Below are 22028 nucleotides of genomic sequence, written 5' to 3'. Positions count from 1 at the left end.
CCATAAATTCGCCGGCGGGCGGCTCGCCAAAGTCCGCTATTCTCCGATAGCGAATAAATCCCGCAGCGCAGCGAAACGACGCTAAGTGCCAATAGTGGAAGTCATCGGTCTATTCAATCAACTCGTCGGCGGCGATGAGTAGCGGTGTTGGAATAGTCACACCAAGAGTTTTCGCAGTCTTGAGATTGATGGCCAATTTTAGGACGGTCGGTTGTTCAACGGGTAAGTCAGCCGGTCTTGCGCCCTTCAATATCTTGTCAACATAGACAGCGGCTTTACGAAGATATTCGTCAAAGTCCTGTCCGTAGGACATCAACAGGCCGTCCCGCGACATCCCCGGATGATATCCTACAGTCGGTATTCTATGCACCAGCGCTGCCACAGCGATCCGCGCGCTTTCTCGGGTCATCATGGGTTGGGTCGCAACCGTAACCCCTTCGGTGCCGTCGTTTGCGACTTCCACAAACGCTCGGTCGATTGCATCCGTCGTCGGCGTGCTTATTGGCCGCAACTGAAGCCCGAGAGCCTTCGCTGCACTCTGCTGAGCTGACAGTTCGGAATATATAATCGATGGGTCAAAGAGGAAGGTCACACGCGAAATCGTCGGGACCGCTTCTCTCAAGAGATCCAACCGTTTGGCGATCAAGTTGCTTCCCATGAGTGACAGTCCGGTAACGTTCCCGCCTGGGCGGGGCAAACTCTCCACAAGTCCGAGGCCGACCGGGTCAGCAGAATAGACGAAGACAATAGGGACGCTGCTCGTCAACTGTTTCGCCACGTAAGCGCCAACAGACGTGACGGAAACGATGACATCGACCCTGTTATCGATAAGCTCGCGCGCAAATTTGGCAAAGTCAGGCCTTGTTTCGGGAAAACGCAGCATGAGCTGAGCGGTTTTACCTTCGATGTAGCCGAGGTCGGCGAGTGTCTTGACCAGAACATCCGAACGCGCAGAGCTTTCTGGCGTGCTATCCGCCAGCAGTATCCCGATCCTTGCGATGCGCCCACCCTTGGCATCTTGCTGCGCCCGAGCCGCGAGCGGAACCGCAATAGTGACACCTCCCAAAACACCTAGAAAATCCCGCCGCCGCATGCCCGCCTCTTGCCTCTGGATCAAGCATCATTACGGCTCAAACGAGCACTTTGACAGGGGGCTGAAAATCGTTGTCGCGGTGCAGGACAAATGTCGCATATGGGTCAATCGCTACACGGGCGACCCAGCGGCAAGTCCGGCCATGTCGGCTATCGGGCCGAAAGCGAAAGTAAATTCAGAGCATTAGCGGCTTCGCGGCGAGTGATTGCGGCTTGCTGGCCCTGCCCGAGAAGTGATTCAAGCTCCGAAACCGGAGCCTCGAATCATGCGCTACGAACTCAGCGATTATGAATGGACCGCCATCAAGCCGATGCTACCCAACAAGCGGCGCGGCGTTCGGCGGGTAAATGACCCTCGCGTGCTCAATGGCATCTTTTGGGTTCTGCGCTTTGGTGCGCCATGGCGCGACCTGCCGGAATCCTGTGGTCCCCGCACCACCTGTTACAATCGCTTCGTTCGGTGGCGGCGGGCTGGCGTCTGGGACCAGATCATGGATGCGCTGGCTGCCGGTCACGACGCGGCGGTGCAGATGATTGATACCTCCGTCGTGCGCGTGCACCAGCACGGAGCCTGTGTCGCGGACAACAATCACCAAGACATGGGTCGCTCGCGAGGGGGCCTGACGAGCAAAATTCACGCGGTCGTGGACGCCAACGGTCTGCCGATCCATGTCGCGCTCACGCCAGGTGAGGCGCACGATAATCGGCTGTGTTCGGTTCTGCTCAGCGCCTTGCTTCCGCAAACGATGCTACTCGGAGATCGTGGATACGACGCGGATTGGATCAGGGAGCTTGCCCGCCAGCAAGGCGCGTGGGCCAACATTCCGCCGAAACGCAACCGCAAAGACCCGATCTGCTTCAGCCCGTATCTGTATCGCACCCGCAACCTGATCGAACGGTTCTTCAACAAGATCAAGCAATGTCGGCGTGTCGCGACCCGATACGACAAACTCGCAGCCAATTATCTGGCGTTCGTCAAACTCGCTTCAACCAGAATTTGGCTACGTGCTAATGAGTCCACGCCCTAGTCAGAGCCGGAGTGTGTTCGAAGCGCCGAAGAAGAGACGAAGTCATTCCGGGGCGAGAGCAGCGTCAGCTGCGAGCGAACCCGGAATCTCGCGCAGGTCGGCCACGCCCCGCTGTGCAGCAAGATTCCGGGTTCGCTCGCCCAAGGGCTCGCGCCCCGGAATGACAAATTATCCGAACCGCTGCCGCGCCAGCGCCGCGCCGGCGCCGAGCGCCATCAGTTTCGCTTCGGCAATGTCGCGATGCATCGGTGCCATGCCGCAATTGGTGGTGGCGATGATGTTGCTGGCCGGCACGAATTTCATCACCGCCTCGATCGTGGCGGCGACGTCCTCGGCGGTCTCCACGACATCGCTGGCGACGTCGATCACCCCGGCCTGCACGATCTTGCCCTTCAATAGCGCCAGCAATTCGAGCGGCACCTTCGAGTTGCGGCACTCGATCGCGACCTGCTGGATCGGCGAGGCATCGATCGCGGGAAAGATCTGCTCGTATTGCCGCCACTGCTCGCCGAGCGTCTGTTTCCAGTCGGTGTTGGCCTTGATGCCGTAGCCGTAGCAGATGTGCACCGCGGTGGCGCAGGTCAGGCCCTGCGCGGCGCGCTCCAGCGCCTTCACGCCCCAGTCGGCGGCCTCGGCCATATAGACGTTGAACGCCGGCTCATCGAACTGGATCATGTCGACGCCGTCGGCCTGCAGCGCCTTGGCTTCCTCGTTGAGCAGTTCGGCGAAGGCGAACGCCATCTTGACGCGGTCGCCATAGTGGCGGTCGGCGATGGTGTCGATGATGGTCATCGGTCCGGGCAGGGTGAATTTCAGCTGACGCCTGGTGTGGGCGCGGGCGGCCAGTGCCTCAAAGGCATGGACACGATCCTTCAGCCGCAGCGGCGCCACCACCTGCGGTACCATCGCCTTGTAGCGATCGTTGCGGATTCCCATCTCGACCTTGTGGGCGAAATCGATGCCCTCGATGTTTTCCAGAAAACCGTGGACGAAATGCTGCCGGGCCTGCTCGCCGTCGGTGACGATGTCGATGCCGGCGTCTTCCTGGATCTTCAGCGCCAGCAGCGTGGCGTCGCGCTTGGCGCGCATCAGCTCGTCGCCGGAGGATTTCCACGGCGCCCACAGCTTATTCGGCTCGGCCAGCCATTCCGGCTTCGGCAGGGAACCGGCGATCGTGGTCGGAAACAGCATGGGCATCTCCCGGGGTGGATTTGGCAGCCTATGTGCCATGCCCAAAGCGCGGCGTACATGGTGGTCAGACTTGGCATTGGCGCCGGGCAAATTGCCGGGGTAGGATTGGGCAAAACGAGCCTCGCCAACGGGAGCCCCGGATGATCGACCTGCATTACGCTCCCACGCCGAACGGCTGGAAGATCTCGATCATGCTGGAGGAATGCGGGCTGCCTTATCTGCTGCATCCGATGCAGCTCGGCCGCGGCGACCAGCACCAGCCGGAATTTCTCAAGCTCAGCCCGAATGGCCGAATGCCGGCGATCGTCGACCGCGCGCCGGCCGATGGCGGCGAGCCGCTGGCGATGTTCGAGAGCGGCGCGATCCTGATTTACCTCGCGGAAAAATCTGGCCGCTTCCTGCCCGCCGAGACGCGCGGGCGGTTCGAGGTACTGCAATGGCTGATGTGGCAGATGGGCGGGCTCGGCCCGATGCTCGGGCAGCACGGCCACTTCCTGCTCTATGCGCCGGAGAAGATCGCTTACGCGATCGATCGCTACGGCCGCGAGGCGCGGCGGCTGTACGGCGTGCTCGATACACGGCTGGCCGATCGCGGCTACATCGCCGGCGACTATTCGATCGCCGACATCGCGTGTTTCCCGTGGATCATGACCCACAAGGCGCAGGGCCTGTCGCTCGACGATTATCCCAATGTCAAACGCTGGTACGCAGCTCTGCGGGCGCGGCCGCAATTGCAGGCCGGGCTTGCGGTCGGCAAGCAGGAGAAGCAGCCGATGGACGAACAGGCGCGCAAGATCATGTTCGGCGTCGACGCGCCGGCGCACGCGCAGGCGCAGCAGTGAGGGGGCGGTGGTGTGATGCAATGCGCCGCGACGATAACAGCCGTCATCGCCCGGCTTGACCGGGCGGACCAGTATTGCGGAACGCTTGCAGCGCAACGCTGACGCTCTGGAATACTGGGTCGCCCGCTTTCGCGGGTGATGACGTCAGAAGATGCGGCCGCCGCTTCCAACGACAATACCGTCAAAACAAACAACCGAGGAAACCCCGATGATCGAATTCTTCTTCGACTGCTCCAGTCCCTGGACCTATCTGGCCTTCCACAATATCCAGCCGCTGGCGAAGGAGTTCGGCGTGGACGTTGACTGGCGGCCGATCCTGGTCGGCGGCATCTTCAACAGCGTTAACCCGAGCGTCTACGCCTCGCGCGAAACGCCGGTGCCGCTGAAGGCGCGGTACATGAAGAAGGACCTGCAGGACTGGGCGCGCTCCGCCGGGCTTGCGATCAAGATGCCGCCATCGGTGTTTCCGGTGAACAGCGTCAAGGCGATGCGTGGCTGCATCTGGCTCGGCGACAAGATGGTGCCGTTCGCCACCGCGGTGTTCGAGGCCTATTGGGGCGCCGACAAGGACATTTCCAAGGACGAGGTGCTGAGCGAGATCTGCGTCAAAGTGGGAGTCGATCCGGCCAAGTTTTTCGCCGGGATTGCCGATCAGGCGATCAAGGACCAGCTCAAGGCCAACACCGACGAGGTGATGGCGCGCGGCGGCTTCGGTTCGCCGACCATCTTCGTCGACAAGACCGATATGTATTTCGGCAACGACCGGCTGCCGCTGGTGCGCGAGGCGTTGCAGCGCCGCAAGGCGAGCGCGGCCTGATGCCGACAGCCGTGGTTTGCCGTGAGCTCGGACCGCCCGAGGCGTTGCGGCTGGAAAGTTTCGAGCGCAAGCCGCTGGCGGCGGGCGAGGTCCGGGTCGCGGTGCATGCCGCCGGGATCAATTTTCCCGACGTCCTGATGTGCGCCGGCGAGTATCAGCTGAAGCCGGAGCTGCCGTTCATTCCCGGCGTCGAGGCGGCCGGCGACGTGATCGAGATCGCCGATGGTGTCGCCGGCGTCGCGCTCGGCGACCGCGTGATCGCGAAATTGCGGTTCGGCGGCTACGCGGACGAGGTGGTGGTCGTGGCCCAACAGCTGACGCCGATGCCGCGCAATTTCGACTATGCGGAGGCGGCGACGTTTCTCGCCGGCCACGGCACCGCGTATCACGGCCTGGTCGTGCGCGCGCAGATCCAGCCCGGCGAAGTCCTGCTGGTGCATGGCGCCGGCGGCGGTGTTGGGCTCGCCGCGGTCGAACTCGGCAAGGTGCTGGGCGCCATTGTGATCGCGGCGGCCTCCAGCGAAGAAAAGCTCGCAGCGGCGCGGGCGAAGGGGGCCGATCATGGCGTGCTGTACGGCGCCGAGCCGTTTCGCGACGCGGTGAAGCGCCTCACCGGAGGCCGCGGCGCCGATGTGGTGTTCGATCCGGTCGGCGGCGAGGTCTTCGAGCAGAGCCTGCGCTGCATCAATTGGGGCGCGCGCGTGCTGGTGGTCGGCTTCACCGGCGGGATCGGGATGGCGCGCACCAATCTGGTGCTGATGAAGGGCGCCAGCGTGCTCGGCGTCCGCGCCGGCGAGTCGGTGCGCCGCAATCCCGCGCTCGGCGAGAAGCGGATCAAGGCGCTGCTTGAACTGGCGGAGCAGGGCAAGATTCGCCCCCATGTCTCGCACCGGGTGCCGCTGGCGCAATGGGCGGACGGGATGCGATTGCTGATCGAACGCCGCGCCATCGGCCGGGTCGCGCTGATGACGCGTTGAGCCCCTGATTGCAACCGAAATTTTCGCTTGGCGAAGGCCCGCGCGATGTGGAATGTGCGGCCGCAAACGGTGAGGACTGCATGAATTCGATGGTGGAGCGCGACGCTTATATCAACATGGTCGGCAGCGAAGTCGGCGTGTCGGAATGGCATCTGGTCGATCAGAAGCGGATCGACGAATTCGCCGAGGCCACGGAGGACCGGCAGTTCATCCATATCGATCCGGTGCGCGCCAAGGCCGAGACCCCGTTCGGCGCCACCGTGGCGCACGGCTTTCTCACGGTGTCGCTGCTCAGCGTGTTTTCCTACGAGGCGCTACCGAAGATCAGCGGCGCCACCATGGGCGTCAATTACGGCTTCGACAAATTGCGCTTCATCTCGCCGGTGCGCGCCGGCTCGCGGATCCGCGGTCGCTTCACCCTGACCGAGGCGACGCTGCGCAAGCCGACCGAACTGCTGTCGCGCACCAGCGTCAGCGTCGAAATCGAGGGCGAGGCCAAGCCGGCGCTGGTCGCCGACTGGCTCGGCCTGATCTATTTTGCTTGAACCTCAGGAACGACACTCATGACCATCAGGTTTGACGGACGCGTTGCCATCGTCACCGGCGCGGGCAACGGATTGGGACGGGCGCATGCGCTCGGGCTGGCGGCGCGTGGCGCCAAGGTGGTGGTCAACGATTTCGGCGGCGCCCGCGACGGCACCGGCGGATCATTGACCGCGGCCGAAACCGTGGTCGAGGAAATTCGTGCGGCCGGCGGAACCGCGATGGCGGACGCCGCCGACGTCTCGAATTTCGAGCAGGTCAAGGCGATGGTCGCCAGGGCCACGAAGGAATGGGGCAGCGTCGATCTGCTCTGCGCCAATGCCGGCATCCTGCGTGACAAATCCTTCGCCAAGATGGAACTGGCGGATTTCGACAAAGTGATCGACGTGCATCTCAAGGGCACGTTCTACTGCTGCAAGGCGGTGTGGGACGGCATGCGCGAACGCAATTACGGGCGCATCGTGGTGACGACGTCGTCGTCGGGCCTGTACGGCAATTTCGGCCAGGCCAATTACGGCGCGGCAAAGATGGGGATCGTCGGGCTGATGAACGTGCTCGCCGCCGAGGGCCGCAAGACCGACATCCGCATCAACACCATCTCGCCAACCGCGGCGACGCGGATGACCGAGGAGCTGCTGCCGCCGCAGGCGCTGCAGCTGATGAAGCCGGACGCGATCACGCCGGCGGTGCTGTATCTGCTGAGCGACAACGCCCCGACCCGCACCATCATGGGCGCCGGCGCCGGATCGTTCGCGGTGGTGAAGATCCTGGAGAGCGAAGGCATCAATCTGGCGGAGGCCGACTGGACCCCGGACGCGATCGCCGAACATTTCGGCGCGATTTCCGACATGAGCAAGGCCGAGGCGCTGGAAGGCGCATTTCAGCAGACCCAGAAATACGTCGCCCAGGCGGCGGCACGGGCTGGGGTGAAGTTGTAAGGTTGCTGCGACCGTCCCGCGTAGCCTCCCTCATCCTGAGGAGCCCGGCGCAGCCGGGCGTCTCGAAGGATGGGCGACCCACCCTCATGGTTCGAGACGCGCGCAACAGCGCGCTCCTCACCATGAGGACTCAGCGCCACGGCCCAAGCGAGCAACAATTTTACAAGCCGTCGCCGAGCGTGCATAGCGTTGCGCCGTGGCAGACATTTCCAACATCGACGTCGCGGTGATCGGCGCCGGTCCGGCCGGGCTGATGGCGGCTGAAACCGCCGCACGCGGCGGCGCGCGCGTCACCGTGTTCGACGGCATGACCTCGGCCGGCCGCAAATTTCTGCTGGCGGGGCGCGGCGGCCTCAATCTCACCCACAGCGAAGCGCTGCCGGCATTTCTGGCGCGCTACGGCGCGGCGACGCCGCTTCTGGCCCCTGCGATAGAGGCGCTGTCGCCCGATGCGCTGCGGGCGTGGAGCGAAGAGCTCGGCCAGCCGACCTTTGTGGGCAGCAGCGGCCGGGTGTTTCCGCAGGCGATGAAGGCCTCGCCATTGCTGCGGGCATGGCTGCGGCGGCTCGATCAGCAAGGCGTGCGGCTGGTGTTGCGGCATCGTTGGCGCGGATGGGACGACGCCGGGCAGCTCACATTCGACACGCCCGACGGATCGCGCTGCGTGGCGGCGCGCGCGACCGTGCTGGCGCTCGGTGGCGCAAGCTGGCCGCAGCTCGGCTCCGACGGCGGCTGGGTCGCGCCGCTGGCGGCGAAGGGCGTGGCGATTTCGCCGCTGCGACCGGCGAATTGCGGGTTTGCCGTCGCGTGGTCGGAGCTGTTTCGGACGCGCTTCGAAGGCCAGCCGCTGAAGAACGTCGCGCTGTCATTCGGGGCGCACCGTGTGCGTGGCGAGGCGATGATCACCAGCTCCGGCATCGAAGGCGGCGCGATCTACGCGCTGTCGGCGCCGCTGCGCGAGGCCATCATGGCCGGCGGCAAGGCGACGCTGCTGATCGCGCTGCGGCCCGATCTCGCAGATGCCGATCTCGCCGCCAAGCTGTCGGCGGCCAGGGGCAAGCAGTCGCTGGCGACGTTCCTGCGCAAGGCCGCGCATCTGACGCCGCTCGGGGTCGGCATGTTGCATGAGGCGGCGCTGGCCGAGGGCGTGGCGCTGTCGGCGCTGGCGCCGGAGAAGCTCGCCGCATTGATCAACGCCGTGCCGGTGACGCTGACCGGCGTCGCGCCGATCGCCCGCGCGATCTCGACTGCGGGCGGCATCGCGTTCGACGAACTCGACGCGCATTTCATGATCAGGCGATTGCCCGGCGTGTTCGCCGCCGGCGAGATGCTGGATTGGGAAGCGCCGACCGGCGGCTATCTGCTGCAAGGCGCCTTCGCCACCGGCGCCGCCGCGGGCCGGGGCGTGCTGGGGTGGCTGGGGCGCCCTCATGGTGAGGAGCGCAGCGAAGCTGCGCGTCTCGAACCATGAGGATGAACTGCTCATCCTTCGAGACGCCCGTCTCCGCCCTTCGGGCTACGCCGGGCTCCTCAGGATGAGGTCAGTCACCGCAGCTTGCCGCGGGCGGCGACCGGGAGCATGCCCAAAATCTCGTCGCCGCGCACTATCACGACCTCGTCGACCATGTTGACGACGACGCAGACGTGGTTGGGCACGATGCGGAGGACGTCGCCGACATTGGGGCGGGTATTGCTGCGGCTGAGGTCGAGGAAGCCGTGCTCCTCGGCAAAGCGGGCGATCTTCGCCTCGGGATGATCGAGGATCAGGCCAAAGCCGTCGAGCCCGCCGCCGGGATCCGAGGTCAGAGTCTTCGAGCCGGCATCGAGAATGCCGCGATCGGGGCCGGCGCGGCTGACCACGGTGGCGTAGACGTTGAGCGCGCAATCGTCCCAGGAGGCGACGCCGGCGGCGACCTGCATGCGGTCGTTGTAGATATAGGTGCCGGGGCGATGCTCGGTGGCGCCCTTGAGCTGGCCGAGATTCTTCAGGTTCGGCGAACCGCCGGTGGAGACGATCATGGCGTCGAGGCCGTGGGCGCGGACCCCTGCCAGCGCATCGTCGAAGAAGCGCTGCGCGTCGGGCCAGCCGGTCTCGGTTGGATATAGCATGAAGCCCGCGAAGCTGAGGCCGGGCGAGGCCGCGATGGCGCGCGCGAGTTGGATCGCCTCGGCGGGCGTTTCGACGCCGGCGCGCTTGCGGCCGGTGTCGCATTCGACCACGACATTGAGCGAACGCCCGGCCAGCGCCGCGGCCTGCGGCAGGCCGGCGATCACCACTTCATTGTCGGCGGCGACGGTGATGTCGGCGCGCGCCTGCAGGGCGCCGAGTCGCGCCATTTTTTCCTCGCCGATCAGATTGTAGCTGATCAGGATGTCGTCGATCCCGGCATCGACCATCACCTCGGCCTCGCCGAGCTTCTGGCAGGTGATGCCACGGGCGCCGGCGGCGATCTGCAGCTTCGCCAGCAGCGGCGATTTGTGGGTCTTGATATGCGGCCGGTTGGCGACGCCGGCCTTGTCACAGGCCGCCTGGATCCGCGCGATGTTGGCCTCGACCCGGTCCATGTCGATCACCACGCAAGGCGTGCCGATCTCGCGGGCGATTTTTGAGGCGAGGGGCGTGGTCATGCGGGGCTCCGGATATGGTGATGGGCTGTCAGTACTTGCCCCTCATGGTGAGGAGCGCAGCGAAGCTGCGCGTCTCGAACCATGAGGATGTTACGCTCATCCTTCGAGACGCCCGTCGTCGCCCTTCGGACGACGCCGGGCTCCTCAGGATGAGGTCAGTGCTCGCGGCGACGTCCGACGGGGCTGCGCCGATGCTCACGCGTTCTCGATTTCCTCGCGCAGCAGTTCCAGCTCCAGCCAGCGTTCCTCGCACTCCTGCAACTCCTGCTGCGCCTTGGCGAGCGCATTGGAGGCGGTGTCGAATTTCTTGCGATCCTTCTTGAACAGATTGGGATCGTCGAGATGGCGCTGCTGCTTGGCGATTTCGGCCTGCAGATGCGACATGGTCTTGGGCAGGGTCTCTAGCGCGTGCTTGTCCTTGAAATTCAGCTTCTTCTTCGGCGCCGGCGGGGCGCCCGCCTTTTGCGCCTTGGCGCTGTCGGTCGCGGCGGTCTTGACCGCCTCGCGTTTCAGGTCGGCGCCGCGCTGGTTCAGCATGTCGGTGTAGCCGCCGGCATATTCGATCCATTTGCCGTCGCCTTCCGGCGCGATCACCGAGGTGACGACGCGGTCGAGGAAGTCGCGGTCATGGCTGATCAGGATCACGGTGCCGTCATAGTCGCTGAGCATTTCCTCCAGCACGTCGAGGGTTTCGAGGTCGAGATCGTTGGTCGGTTCGTCCAGCACCAGAAAGTTCGACGGTTTCGCCAGCGCGCGCGCCAGCATCAGCCGGCCGCGCTCGCCGCCCGACAGCACTTCCAGCGTGGTGCGGGCCTGTTCCTGCGAGAACAAAAAGTCCTTCATGTAGCTGATGACGTGCTTCGGCTTGCCGTTCACCATCACGCTGTCGCTGCCGCCGCCGGTGAGCGCATCGGCCAGCGTCGAGCGCGGGTCGAGGCTTTCGCGGCTCTGGTCCAGCGTCGCCATTTCGATGTTGGCGCCGAACCGGATCGTGCCGGAATCCGGCGGCGCGGCGCCGGTCAGCATGTTGATCAGCGTGGTCTTGCCGGCGCCGTTGGGGCCGACGATGCCGATGCGGTCGCCGCGCTGCACCCGGATCGAGAAATCGTCGATGATCTTGCGGTCGCCATAGACCCGGCCGATGCCTTTGGCCTCGATAATCAGCTTGCCGGATTTCTCCGCCTCGGAGGCGGCGAGGTTGGCGCTGCCGGCGGCGCCGCGATAGTCACGGCGCTGCTCGCGCAATTCGAACAAATTGCCGAGCCGCTTGACGTTGCGCTTGCGGCGGCCGGAGACGCCGTAGCGCAGCCAGTGTTCCTCGGCGACGATCTTGCGGTCGAGCTTGTGCTGGTCGCGCTCTTCTTCGGCGAGCACGTCGTCGCGCCATTGCTCGAACGCCGAGAAGCCGCGGTCGATCTGCTTGATCTGGCCGCGATCGAGCCAGGCGGTCGAGCGCGACAGGTTGGAGAGAAAGCGGCGGTCATGGCTGATGATCACCAGGGCGCAGCGCCGCGCGGCGAGATCGCTTTCCAGCCATTCGATGGTGGTGAGATCGAGATGGTTGGTCGGCTCGTCGAGCAGCAGGATATCGGGATTGGGCGCCAGCATCCGCGCCAGCGCGGTGCGCCGCGCCTCGCCGCCAGACAGGTTTTGCGGGTCCTCGTCGCCATGCAGGCCGAGCTGCTCCAGCAAATAAGCGGCTTGATAATGCTCGTCGCCGGCATGGAGGCCGTCCTCGACATAAGCCAGCGTGGTCGAGAAGCCGGTGAAGTCTGGTTCCTGCGGCAGATAGCGGATAGTGGCGCCGGGCTGCACGAAGCGGGTGCCCTTGTCGGGCTCGATCAGCCCGGCGACGATCTTCAGCAGGGTCGACTTGCCGGAGCCGTTGCGGCCGATCAGGCAAACCCGCTCGCCGGCCGACACCGACAATTCGACCCCCGACAGCAGCGGCGTGCCGCCGAAAGTGAGCGAGATATCCTTCAACTGGATCAGCGGAGGCGCCATAATTACTCAATTCAATCTGGTTGTTGCGCGGGGTTGTTCGCGCGGCCGCGGAGGATGCGGCGGATGGCGGTGTCGAGCGCCGAGAGGAACGCCGAGCGGTCGCGCGGCGCGAAAGATCGCGGCCCGCCAGTGACTTCACCCGTGGACCTTAGATCGGTCATCAGGTTGCGGACCGCAAGCGTCATCCCGATCGATTGTTCGGAAAACGGCTTGCCGTTCGGCGCCAGCACCTCGGCGCCGGCCTTGACGCAGCGGCTGGCCAGGGGAATGTCCGAGGTGATGACGATGTCGCCCGGGCCGGCGCGCTCAGCGATCCAGTCGTCGGCGGCGTCCATCCCGGACCCGGCCGCGATCCGTTCGATCAGCGGATGCTGCGGCACCCGGATGAAGTTGCCCGCCACCACGCTGACCGGCAGCCGGTGGCGCTCCGCGACCTTGTAGATCTCGTCCTTGACCGGGCAGGCGTCGGCGTCGACATAGATGCGGGTGGTGCGGGGCGGTTCGGTCATTCGCTCGGTTTGGGCTGTTGCGGCGGGCAGTTGGCCTTGCCGGCGCCGTGGCGTACCATCTTGCGGCAAGATCAACAACAACAGCCATTCCGGGAGAAACCATGACCGTCCGGCTCGAACCGTATCGCGTCAACGCCTACAACACCGCCAAACTCTCCGAAAACAAGATGCACGACGACACCGTGGCGCGGCGGTTCGGTTTCACCGGCGGTCTGGTTCCCGGCGTCGAGGTGATGGCCTATATGATGCATCTGCCGATCGCGCGCTGGGGCCGGGCGTTCCTGGAGCGCGGGCTGATCGAGGCGCGGTTCGTCAAGCCGGTTTATGACGGCGAGGACGCGCTGGTCACCGCCGCCGAAGCGGGCGTGGGGCTCGACCTCGCGGTCGAGAGCCGCGGCGAGGTCTGCGCCACCGGATCGGCGTCGTTGCCGGAACAGGCGCCCGCGATCCGGATCGCCGATTACATCGCGACCGCGCCGGTCGCGACGCGACTGCCGGTCGATACGTCGTCCTTTCAGCTCGGCAAATCGCTCGGCACCGCACCGCGCGACTGGGCCGGCGAGGCGGCGCGGACCTATCTCTCGGAGGTGCGCGAGACCGATCCGTTGTTCGCGACCGAGAATCTGGTGCATCCCGGCATGCTGCAGCGGATCATGAACCGCGTCATCGTCGACAATGCGATCCTGGGGCCGTGGATTCACGTCGGCAGTCGGATGCAATTGCTGTCAGCGGCGAGCTGCGACGATCAGCTCAGCGCGCGGGCGAAAGTGGTCGGCAACTACGACAAGAAGGGCCATCGCTTCGTCGAAATCGCCGCGCTGATCGTGACCGCTGAAGGCAAGCCGGTGGCGCATTGCCACCACGTCGCGATCACCCAGCCGCGCGAGCAGGCGGCGGCGTAAGGGATCGCCGCGTCTGCGGGTGCGGATCGTCTGGCGGTCAGCGCACAGGCGCCCAATTCCGTCATTGCGAGGAGCGCAGCGACGAAGCAATCCAGGGCGGAATGTGTGGCCCCTGGATTGCTTCGCTGTCGGCCGGCGCGTTGCGCCGGCCTCGGCTCGCAATGACGGAGCCGCGCGGGCGATCAGGCTTTGCCCTCACGCCACCTTCGTCTTGGCGTCCTGGATCGCGCGCCAGACCCGTTCCGAGGTCAGCGGCATGTCGATATGGCTGACGCCGTAGTCCGATAGCGCGTCGATCACGGCGTTGACCACGGTCGACAGGCTGCCGGCGCAGCCGGCTTCGCCGCAGCCCTTGGTACCGAGCGGGTTGGACTTGGCCGGCACCGGATGGTCGCCGACCGCCATCATCGGGATGTCTCCCGCGCGCGGCATTGCGTAGTCCATCAACGAGCCGGTGATCGGCTGGCCGGAGCCGTCGTAGCTGACTTCTTCCATCAGCGCCTGGCCGATGCCCTGCGCCACGCCGCCATGCAATTGCCCGGCGACGATCATCGGATTGACGATGGTGCCGAAATCATTGACCCCGGTGTAGCGCACCACGCAGGTGACGCCGGTGTCGGGATCGATCTCGACCTCGGCGACGTGGCAGCCGTTCGGGAAGGTCGAGGGGATTTCTTTGACGGTATGGTCGACGTCGAGCGACGACGGCACGCCGTCCGGCATCTTGCCTTCGCGCACGCGTTTCGCCAGCTCGATGATGTCGATGCTGCGGTCGGTGCCGGCGACGGTGAAGCGGCCGCCGGCGAACTCGATGTCGGCCTCCGAAGTCTCCAGCAGATGCGCCGCCGCAAGCTTGCCCTTGGCGCTGATCAGGGCGGCGGATTCCACGATCGCCATGCCGGTGGCGGTGATCGAGCGCGACCCGCCGGTGCCGCTGCCGCTGTGGACGATGTCGCTGTCGCTCTGCTCCAGCCTGACGCTGTCGAACGGCACGCCGAGCTCGGCGCACAACACCTGCGCGAACGGCGTGGCGTGGCCCTGGCCGTAATCCAGAGTGCCGGTGATCAGCTTCACGCCGCCGTCGGCCTCGAACACGATCTTGCCGAGTTCGGGGCCGGGAGGGGCGGTAACCTCGAGATAGCTGCCGACCGCGATGCCGCGCAGCTTGCCGGCCTTGCGGCTCTCCTTCTTGCGCCTGGCGAAGCCGGCATGGTCGGACAGCTCCAGCGCCTTGGCGAACACGCCGGCGAAATCGCCGCTGTCATAGGTCACGCCGGACGAGGCCTTGAACGGCATCTGCGCCGATTTGACGAAATTGCGCTTGCGCAGCGTCAGCCGGTCGATCCCCATCTCCTCGGCGGCGCGGTCGATCAGCCGCTCCATGTAGTAATTGGCCTCGGGCCGGCCGGCGCCGCGATAGGCGCCCATCAGCGTGGTGTTGGTCACGACGCATTTGATATCGACCGCCAGCAGCGGCGTGCGGTAGACGCTGGAGATGTTCTTGCCGGTGTTGAGCGACAGCGGCGACGGCGCCACGCCGGTGATGTAGGCGCCGAGATTGCCGTGGCCCGAAATCCGCAGCGCCAGAAACTTGCCGTCGGCGTCGAGCGCCAGTTCGGCATGGATCTGCTGGCCGCGGCCATGGCTGTCGGACAGGAACGCGGTGGAGCGTTCGTCGGTCCATTTCACCGGCTTGCCCAGCAGCTTCGTGGCGAACAGGATGCACATGTATTCGGGGTAGTTGATGTTCTTCATCCCGAACGAGCCGCCGACATTGGCGGTGAGCAGATGCACCTTGTCGTTCGGCACGCCGAGATTCTTGGCCAGATTGGCGCGGTTGCCGGAGACGCCCTGGGTCGGCACCTGGATGGTGTAGCGCTCGGCGGCCTTGTCGTAGGACGCCAGCGCCGCGCGCGGCTCCATCGCCACCACCGCGACCCTTGTGTTGGTAATGTCGAGCTTGGTGACGTGGGCCGCGGCGGCGAAGGCGGCGTCGACCGCGGCGGCGTCGCCATAGTGATAATCCAGCGCGACGTTGTTTTCGATGTGATCGTAGAGCTGCGGCGCGCCGGGCTGGGCGGCCGCTTCGGCGTCGGTCACCGCGGGCAGCGGCTCGATGTCGAGTTCGACGGCCTCGGCGGCGTCGCGCGCCTGCGCCAGGGTTTCGGCGACCACGAACGCCACCGGATCGCCGACAAAGCGCACCTTGTCGGTCATCAGCGGCAGCCGGTTGGTCTGCTTCAGTGGCGAGCCGTCGCGGTTCTTCAGCGGCAGCCCGCAGGTGAACGGGCCGAAATTGGCCGCCGCCAGATCGGTGCCGGTCCAGACTCCGCGAACGCCTGGCATCGCGAGGGCGGCCGTGATGTCGATGCCGCGGATCACGCCGTGGGCGTGCTGGCTGCGCACGATCGCGGCAAAGAGCTGGCCGGGCAGGTTGAAATCGTCGGTGTATTTGCCCTTGCCGCGCACCAGCGTGTCGTCTTCCTTGCGCCGAACCGGCTGTCCAACGCCGAATTTTTGCAGCGCAATAGCGTTGTCCAAAGACGAAGCCGAGGTGTGATCCTGCATTGCCAAATCCAAAAAGTGGGAATTTTGCGAAAAGCCGTGTCATTCGGCGGTTTTTTGTCGTTGTTTCCAGATAACGCAGCAACGTCCGAACGACAACGCATGATTGGGCATGCGGCGTGTGCGGTGGCTTGCGCCGCGCCGATGCGCTGCTAAACTTTCCGTGAATGGATATTCGACGTCGGCCGTTGGCCACGGAAAGACAGATTTAGATGAATGACGATACGCGGCTGCGCGACGGCACCTTGCCGCGCGGAGATCCGCCGCAGGCGATTGTTGCGATCACGGGGGAAGAGCAGCCGATGGCGGCGCCGATCGGCGACGGCGTCTATGCCGCGCTCGACCTCGGCACCAATAATTGCCGGCTGCTGATCGCCCGCCCCACCAGCGACGGTTTTCGCGTGGTGGATTCGTTCTCGCGGATCATCCGGCTGGGCGAGGGGATGGCCGCGACCGGCAAGATCTCCGACGCCGCTTTGGCGCGTGCGATCTCAGCGCTCGGGATCTGCCGCGACAAGATCCGCACCCGCAAGGCGCGGCGGCTGCGGTTGATCGCGACCGAGGCCTGCCGGGCGGCCTCCAATGCCAACGAGTTCTGCGAGCGGGTGCAGCACGCCACCGGGATCAAGCTCGAGGTGATCGATCGCGAGACCGAGGCCAAGCTGGCGGTGATCGGCTGCTCGCCCCTGATCGATCCGAATGGGCGGGGCGCGATCCTGTTCGATATTGGCGGCGGCTCCAGCGAGCTGGTGCGGATCGAGCGCGATCCCGATGGCGCGCCGCGGATCAGGGCCTGGATGTCGATCCCGCTCGGCGTGGTGACGCTGGCCGAGCATTTCGGCGGCAAGGTGGTGACCGCGGACTCCTATGCGACGATGGTCAACGAGGTCGCGATGTATGTCGCGCCGTTCGCCGCGGAACATGGCGGCGACCTTGCCGGCATGCATCTGCTCGGCACTTCGGGCACAGTGACGACGCTGGCGGGGCTGCATCTCGATCTGGTGCGATACGACCGCCGCCGGATCGACGGCATCTGGATGAGCGCCGGCGATCTCGACGCCACCATCACCCGGCTGCGCGGCATGAGCTATCACGAGCGCGCGCAGAACCACTGCATCGGCAGCGAACGCGCCGATCTGGTGCTGGCGGGCTGCGCGATTCTCGACGCGGTCCGCGCCGCGTTCCCGCTGCAGCGGTTGCGGGTGGCGGACCGCGGCCTGCGGGAGGGGATGCTGGTGGAAATGATGCGCGAGGACGGCGTGCTGGGCGTCGCTTAAACCCGCCCGTTTCGCGTCCGTATGTGCTAAGCATCGCGCCGGTTCCCCATTCACAAGCAAGAAATCATGGCAAAAGACACCACCGGACGACTGCGCGTCACGGTCAAGAGCGCCGGCAGGCTGAAGCTGTCGTCGAAGCTCTGGCTCGAACGGCAGCTCAACGACCCTTATGTGTTGCAGGCCAAGCGCGACGGCCTGCGCTCGCGCGCGGCCTATAAGCTGATCGAGATCGACGACAAGCACCATTTCCTGAAGGTCGGCATCTCGGTGGTCGACCTCGGCGCGGCGCCGGGCGGCTGGAGCCAGATTGCGGCCAAGCGGATCGGGGCCGCCGACGGTCGCGGCAAGGTGGTGGCGATCGATCTGCTGGAGATGCCGGAAATTCCCGGCGTCGCCTTCGCGCAGATGGATTTCCTGCAGAACGGCGCGCCGGCCAAACTGCTGGCGATGACCGGCGGCAAGGTCGACGTGGTGCTGTCCGACATGGCCGCCAACACCACCGGCCACCGCAAGACCGATCAATTGCGCATCATCGGCTTGGTCGAGGAGGCCGCGGCGTTCGCCAGCGACGTGTTGAAGCCCGGCGGCACCTTCGTCGCCAAGGTGTTCCAGAGCGGCGCCGACGCCACGCTGATGACCCAGCTGAAGCGCGACTTCACCACAGTGAAGCACGTCAAACCGGCCGCCAGCCGCAAGGATTCGTCGGAGCGCTATGTGCTGGCGATGGGGTTCAGGGGCGTGGCGGCGGAACGGGCCGAAGAGCCTTCGGCCTGATTGATCCGCGCTGGCGACTGCAAACGAATTGCAGTGTGGTTAAGGCGCGTTAATTATTTTGCGGCGGGTATCGGACTACAAACTAACTAATTTGCTCCTTCAAATATGCTGCACCGCTTTTCCTCAACGAGTCGGTTTGATCAATGGACTTTCCAACTCCTATGTGTCGCGCGTGCGGCGTCGATCGCGAACTCGTCGAGGTCGATCATCCCAATGCCAACTTCGACGTCCCGCATTTTCGCTGCCCGAAATGCCGGGATACACTCAGGCTGGCGGTGCGGCACAGCGATCAGCAGCAGCATTCGAACAACGGGTGTCACTAGATCGGTGTGATGCGGTAGCGTCATCGTCACAGCCGCTGATCGCGTGCGTCCTCGGTGCCTTCGCTGGCCGCCTTGGCGGCGGCTTGCTCGACGCCCTTGCGGCTGGAAATCTCGATCGCCTTGCGGCCCGAAATCTCGTGCCCGGCGTCGTCCGGCATCTGCCAGAAGAAATACGCCGAAATTGCCGCGAGCACTGCTACCACGATGAAGGCCGGGCCGAAATCGGCCGCCGACAGCGCCGCAGAATGATGCAGCGCCATGGTGGTTTCCACCGAGAACGCGCCAATCGCGACGCCGGCGGAAATCGCCAACTGCTGGTTGACGCTGACCAGCGTGGTGGCGCGGCTGATCTGCGCCTGCTCGACCTCGGCGAAGGCCACGGTGTTGATCGCGGTGAACTGCAGCGAGCGGAAGAAGCCGCCGACCACCAGGATGATCATGATCAGCAGCAGCGGCGTCGCCGGGGTGAACAGCGCGCAGGCGGCGAGAAACACCGAACTGACCAGCGCGTTGACGGTCATGATGTTGCGAAAGCCGAAGGTGCGGATGATCCGCGCCGCCAGCGTCTTCATCCCCATCGCGCCGGCGGCGGAGGCGAACGTCACCAGACCCGACTGGAACGGCGTCAGCCCGAAGCCGATCTGCATCAACAGCGGCAGCAGGAACGGCAGCGCGCCGATCCCGAGCCGGAACAGGAAGCCGCCGATGATGCTGGCGCGCAGCGTCGCCAGCCGCAGCAGCGAGAAATCCAGCACCGGCGAGGCGGTCCGCCGGGCGTGGATGAGGTACAGCGTCATCGCGATGCAGCCGATCCCGATCAGCGACGCCACGATCGGCCAGGGCAGCAGATTGAGGCCTGCGACCGACAGCCCGAAGGCGATGCCGGCCAGGCCAATCCCGGCCAGCACCAGGCCGTAGAGGTCGAACCGCTCGCGTACCTCGCCGCGGATCGGATCGATGTAGCGCAGCGCCAGAAAGATCCCGAGCAGCCCGATCGGGATGTTGATCAGGAAGATCCAGTGCCAGGAGAAATAGGTGGTGATGAAGCCGCCGAGCGGCGGCCCGATCACGGGGCCGATCAGCGCCGGCATTGTCATCCAGGCCATCGCATTGACCAGCGCGCTCTTGTCGATCGAGCGCAGCAGCACCAGGCGGCCGACCGGCGTCATCATCGCGCCGCCGATTCCCTGCAATATCCGCGCGATCACGAAATCGCTGACCGAGCCGGACAGGGCGCAGCCGATCGAGCCGACCATGAACACCGCAATGGCGATGCTGAACACCGCGCGCGCGCCGAAGCGATCGGCGGTCCACCCCGACGCCGGAATAAACACCGCCAGCGAAAGCAGATAAGAGGTGATTGCGAGTTTCAGGGTGAGCGGGCTGGTGCCGATATCGGCGGCGATCGCCGGCAGCGAGGTCGCGATCACCGTGGCGTCCATGTTTTCCATGAACAGCGCCGCGGCCACGATCAGCGGAATCAGGCGTTCTTTGGTCATCGGGTATTTTTTTGATTGTTCGGGCGCGGCGGGCAGGGCGGGAGTTGCGCTGTAACACCCCGAACCGCCGGCGGCTATTGCGGAACGGCGGCCGGCACCTAAATCCTGCGTGACCATACGGAGTTCCACCGATGATCTATCTGCTCGCCGCCTTCCTGCCACCGCTTGGCCTGCTGCTGAACGGCCAGCCGCTGTCGGCCGTCTTCAACCTGGTTCTGCTGGTAGTTTGCATCGTGTTGGGGCTGATTTTCCACCCGCTGCTGCTGCTGCCGTCACTCCATGCGCTGATCGCGGTGCGGATGGAACGCGAAAAGCGGATGCATCGCGAGGTCGTGGATGCGATCCGACAGCACGGCCCGCCGCCGGGCTATCCGCGCTAGCGCGTTGGATTTGGTGCAGTTTCAACGGTGTGACCAGCGATCCGCGTAATTCCGGAGCCGATGCCGCCCAGCCCCTTTGATTCGTCATCCTCGCATGCTATCGACCACCGCCAACCCCATCGATGGGCCTTGATTCGACGGCGACGCCCCGCGGCGCCGAATGGTCCGCCCATCGCTTGAGGTCCAGCGCGGCAGATCAGCCGCTGAACGGAGTTGGCGAATGGCGTTAGTAAACGGATTTCAGGGTTTTCGCGAAGCCTTTACGTTCGATGACGTTTTGCTGAAGCCGGGTCTGTCGGACATCCTGCCCTCCGAAGCCGATATCCGCTCCCGCATCACCCGCGCGATCCCGCTGAATATTCCGATCATCGCCTCGGCGATGGACACCGTGACCGAAGCGCGGATGGCGATCGCGATGGCGCAGGCCGGCGGCATCGGCGTGATCCACCGCAATTTCGACGTCGACGGCCAGGCCGCCCAGGTCCGGCAGGTGAAAAAATACGAATCCGGCATGGTGGTCAATCCGCTCACCATCGGTCCCGACGCCCAGCTCGCCGACGCCATGGCGCTGATGACTCAGCATGGCTTTTCCGGGATTCCGGTGGTGACCGGCGCCAGCAAGGGCGTCCCCGGCAAGCTGGTCGGGATTTTGACCAACCGCGACGTCCGCTTTGCCACCGATCCGGCGCAAAAGATCTCCGAACTGATGACCCACGAAAACCTGGTCACGGTGCGCGAGGGCGTCAGCCAGGACGAAGCCAAGCGGATGCTGCACAAGCATCGCATCGAAAAGCTTTTGGTAGTCGACGATCAGTATCGCTGCGTCGGCCTGATCACCGTCAAGGACATGGAGAAGGCGGTCGCGCATCCGCTGGCCAGCAAGGATTCGCAGGGCCGCTTGCGGGTCGCTGCGGCGACCACGGTCGGCGAGGGCGGCTTCGAGCGCACCGAGGCGCTGATCGAGGCCGGCGTCGACGTCATCGTGGTCGATACCGCGCATGGCCATTCCTCGCGGGTGCTGGAGGCGGTCAACCGGATCAAGCGACTGTCGAATGCCGTGCAGGTGATCGCCGGCAACATCGCCACCCGCGACGGCGCCCAGGCGCTGATCGATGCCGGCGCCGACTCGATCAAGGTCGGGATCGGCCCGGGTTCGATCTGCACCACCCGGATCGTCGCCGGCGTCGGCGTGCCGCAGCTGACCGCGATCATGGACGCGGTCGAGGCGGCGAAGAAGGCCGACATCCCGGTGATTGCCGACGGCGGCATCAAGTTTTCCGGCGACCTCGCCAAGGCGCTGGCGGCCGGCGCCGATATCGCGATGGTCGGCTCATTGCTCGCCGGCACCGACGAAACCCCGGGCGAAGTGTTCCTGTGGCAGGGCCGGTCCTACAAGGCCTATCGCGGCATGGGCTCGGTGGGCGCGATGGCGCGCGGCTCGGCCGACCGCTACTTCCAGCAGGACATCAAGGACACCTTGAAGCTGGTGCCGGAAGGCATCGAGGGCCAGGTGCCGTACAAGGGCCCGGTCGGCAATGTGATGCATCAGCTCGCAGGCGGCCTGCGCGCCGCGATGGGCTATGTCGGCGCCAAGAACCTGACCGAGTTTCACGACAAGGCGGAATTCGTCCGCATCACTGGCGCGGGCCTGCGCGAAAGCCACGTCCACGACGTCACTATCACCCGCGAAAGCCCGAACTATCCGGGCGGCGCGTAAGCCCTTTCCTTCAGAAAAGAAC

The 22028-nt window shown here is 65.2% G+C and carries 20 protein-coding genes; 12 read left to right on the top strand and 8 right to left on the bottom strand.

All coding sequences use genetic code 11. From position 1 onward, the window contains the following. Nucleotides 1-109: 109 nt before the first annotated feature. Nucleotides 110-1093 carry an ABC transporter substrate-binding protein gene (locus HXX15_RS21605; RefSeq protein WP_296518832.1) on the bottom strand — a complete coding sequence of 328 codons (984 nt, stop codon included), beginning with the start codon at nt 1091-1093 and terminating at the stop codon, nt 110-112. 265 nt (nt 1094-1358) lie between these two features. On the opposite strand from HXX15_RS21605, the gene HXX15_RS21600 reads away from it, so the two are divergent. Then, on the top strand, nt 1359-2120 hold the full coding sequence (locus HXX15_RS21600) for an IS5 family transposase (protein WP_296518831.1): 762 nt from the start codon (nt 1359-1361) through the stop codon (nt 2118-2120). A gap of 168 nt (nt 2121-2288) precedes the next feature. Here the strand turns inward: HXX15_RS21600 and HXX15_RS21595 are convergent, their stop codons facing one another. Then, entirely contained in the window at nt 2289-3311 is a 1023-nt protein-coding gene (locus tag HXX15_RS21595) for a methionine synthase (protein WP_296518829.1), read from the bottom strand. Nucleotides 3312-3451: 140 nt separating this feature from the next. On the opposite strand from HXX15_RS21595, the gene HXX15_RS21590 reads away from it, so the two are divergent. From HXX15_RS21590 to HXX15_RS21565, 6 genes are all read left to right on the top strand, one after another. Continuing rightward, nucleotides 3452-4153, top strand: a complete 702-nt coding sequence (locus HXX15_RS21590; RefSeq protein WP_296518827.1) for a glutathione binding-like protein — start codon at nt 3452-3454, stop codon at nt 4151-4153. A 208-nt stretch (nt 4154-4361) separates the two neighbouring features. Further along, on the top strand, nt 4362-4970 hold the full coding sequence (locus tag HXX15_RS21585; RefSeq protein WP_296518825.1) for a 2-hydroxychromene-2-carboxylate isomerase: 609 nt from the start codon (nt 4362-4364) through the stop codon (nt 4968-4970). Further along, nucleotides 4970-5947, top strand: a complete 978-nt coding sequence (locus tag HXX15_RS21580) for an NADPH:quinone oxidoreductase family protein (protein WP_296518822.1) — start codon at nt 4970-4972, stop codon at nt 5945-5947. Before HXX15_RS21585 ends, HXX15_RS21580 begins: the two co-directional genes overlap by 1 nt. A gap of 80 nt (nt 5948-6027) precedes the next feature. Then, on the top strand, nt 6028-6492 hold the full coding sequence (locus tag HXX15_RS21575; RefSeq protein ID WP_296518820.1) for a MaoC family dehydratase: 465 nt from the start codon (nt 6028-6030) through the stop codon (nt 6490-6492). Between the two features lie 18 nt (nt 6493-6510). Then, complete coding sequence (locus tag HXX15_RS21570; RefSeq protein WP_296518819.1) at nt 6511-7428, top strand: SDR family NAD(P)-dependent oxidoreductase; 918 nt, start codon at nt 6511-6513, stop codon at nt 7426-7428. A 196-nt stretch (nt 7429-7624) separates the two neighbouring features. After that, complete coding sequence (locus HXX15_RS21565) at nt 7625-8899, top strand: TIGR03862 family flavoprotein (RefSeq protein WP_296518817.1); 1275 nt, start codon at nt 7625-7627, stop codon at nt 8897-8899. Nucleotides 8900-8973: 74 nt separating this feature from the next. On the opposite strand, the gene HXX15_RS21560 is transcribed toward HXX15_RS21565, so the two are convergent. The 3 genes from HXX15_RS21560 to HXX15_RS21550 all read right to left on the bottom strand — a co-directional run bounded on the left by HXX15_RS21560 (nt 8974) and on the right by HXX15_RS21550 (nt 12569). Continuing rightward, nucleotides 8974-10056 carry a D-TA family PLP-dependent enzyme gene (locus HXX15_RS21560; RefSeq protein ID WP_296518816.1) on the bottom strand — a complete coding sequence of 361 codons (1083 nt, stop codon included), beginning with the start codon at nt 10054-10056 and terminating at the stop codon, nt 8974-8976. A gap of 195 nt (nt 10057-10251) precedes the next feature. After that, complete coding sequence (locus HXX15_RS21555) at nt 10252-12060, bottom strand: ATP-binding cassette domain-containing protein (RefSeq protein ID WP_296518814.1); 1809 nt, start codon at nt 12058-12060, stop codon at nt 10252-10254. An 11-nt stretch (nt 12061-12071) separates the two neighbouring features. Next, nucleotides 12072-12569 carry a YaiI/YqxD family protein gene (locus HXX15_RS21550; RefSeq protein WP_296518812.1) on the bottom strand — a complete coding sequence of 166 codons (498 nt, stop codon included), beginning with the start codon at nt 12567-12569 and terminating at the stop codon, nt 12072-12074. 101 nt (nt 12570-12670) lie between these two features. Between HXX15_RS21550 and HXX15_RS21545 the strand changes: the two genes are divergently transcribed. Then, nucleotides 12671-13471 carry a hypothetical protein gene (locus HXX15_RS21545; protein WP_296518810.1) on the top strand — a complete coding sequence of 267 codons (801 nt, stop codon included), beginning with the start codon at nt 12671-12673 and terminating at the stop codon, nt 13469-13471. A 195-nt stretch (nt 13472-13666) separates the two neighbouring features. Here the strand turns inward: HXX15_RS21545 and HXX15_RS21540 are convergent, their stop codons facing one another. Continuing rightward, nucleotides 13667-16039: a xanthine dehydrogenase family protein molybdopterin-binding subunit gene (locus HXX15_RS21540; protein WP_296518808.1), complete on the bottom strand. Its 2373-nt coding sequence runs from the start codon at nt 16037-16039 to the stop codon at nt 13667-13669. A gap of 209 nt (nt 16040-16248) precedes the next feature. Between HXX15_RS21540 and HXX15_RS21535 the strand changes: the two genes are divergently transcribed. Next, the gene (locus HXX15_RS21535) at nt 16249-17313 is read left to right on the top strand and encodes a Ppx/GppA phosphatase family protein (RefSeq protein WP_296518806.1); all 1065 of its coding nucleotides are present in this window, start codon (nt 16249-16251) and stop codon (nt 17311-17313) included. A gap of 66 nt (nt 17314-17379) precedes the next feature. After that, nucleotides 17380-18087, top strand: a complete 708-nt coding sequence (locus tag HXX15_RS21530) for an RlmE family RNA methyltransferase (protein WP_296518805.1) — start codon at nt 17380-17382, stop codon at nt 18085-18087. Nucleotides 18088-18227: 140 nt separating this feature from the next. Here the strand turns inward: HXX15_RS21530 and HXX15_RS21525 are convergent, their stop codons facing one another. Together HXX15_RS21525 and HXX15_RS21520 are read right to left on the bottom strand one after the other, a co-directional pair. Beyond that, the gene (locus tag HXX15_RS21525) at nt 18228-18389 is read right to left on the bottom strand and encodes a hypothetical protein (protein WP_296518803.1); all 162 of its coding nucleotides are present in this window, start codon (nt 18387-18389) and stop codon (nt 18228-18230) included. Between the two features lie 47 nt (nt 18390-18436). After that, a complete protein-coding gene (locus HXX15_RS21520) occupies nt 18437-19909 on the bottom strand; it encodes a DHA2 family efflux MFS transporter permease subunit (protein WP_296518797.1) in 1473 nt (490 codons plus the stop codon). 131 nt (nt 19910-20040) lie between these two features. Between HXX15_RS21520 and HXX15_RS21515 the strand changes: the two genes are divergently transcribed. Continuing rightward, a complete protein-coding gene (locus tag HXX15_RS21515; protein ID WP_296518795.1) occupies nt 20041-20289 on the top strand; it encodes a hypothetical protein in 249 nt (82 codons plus the stop codon). 220 nt (nt 20290-20509) lie between these two features. Beyond that, nucleotides 20510-22006, top strand: a complete 1497-nt coding sequence (gene guaB, locus HXX15_RS21510) for an IMP dehydrogenase (RefSeq protein WP_296518793.1) — start codon at nt 20510-20512, stop codon at nt 22004-22006. The last annotated feature ends 22 nt before the right edge of the window (nt 22007-22028 follow it).

This window comes from Rhodopseudomonas sp. (assembly GCF_013377015.1).
Lineage (GTDB): Bacteria > Pseudomonadota > Alphaproteobacteria > Rhizobiales > Xanthobacteraceae > JARJEH01.
Note: the sequence above shows the minus strand (reverse complement) of the source record. Positions and strands in the feature narration are given on the sequence as shown.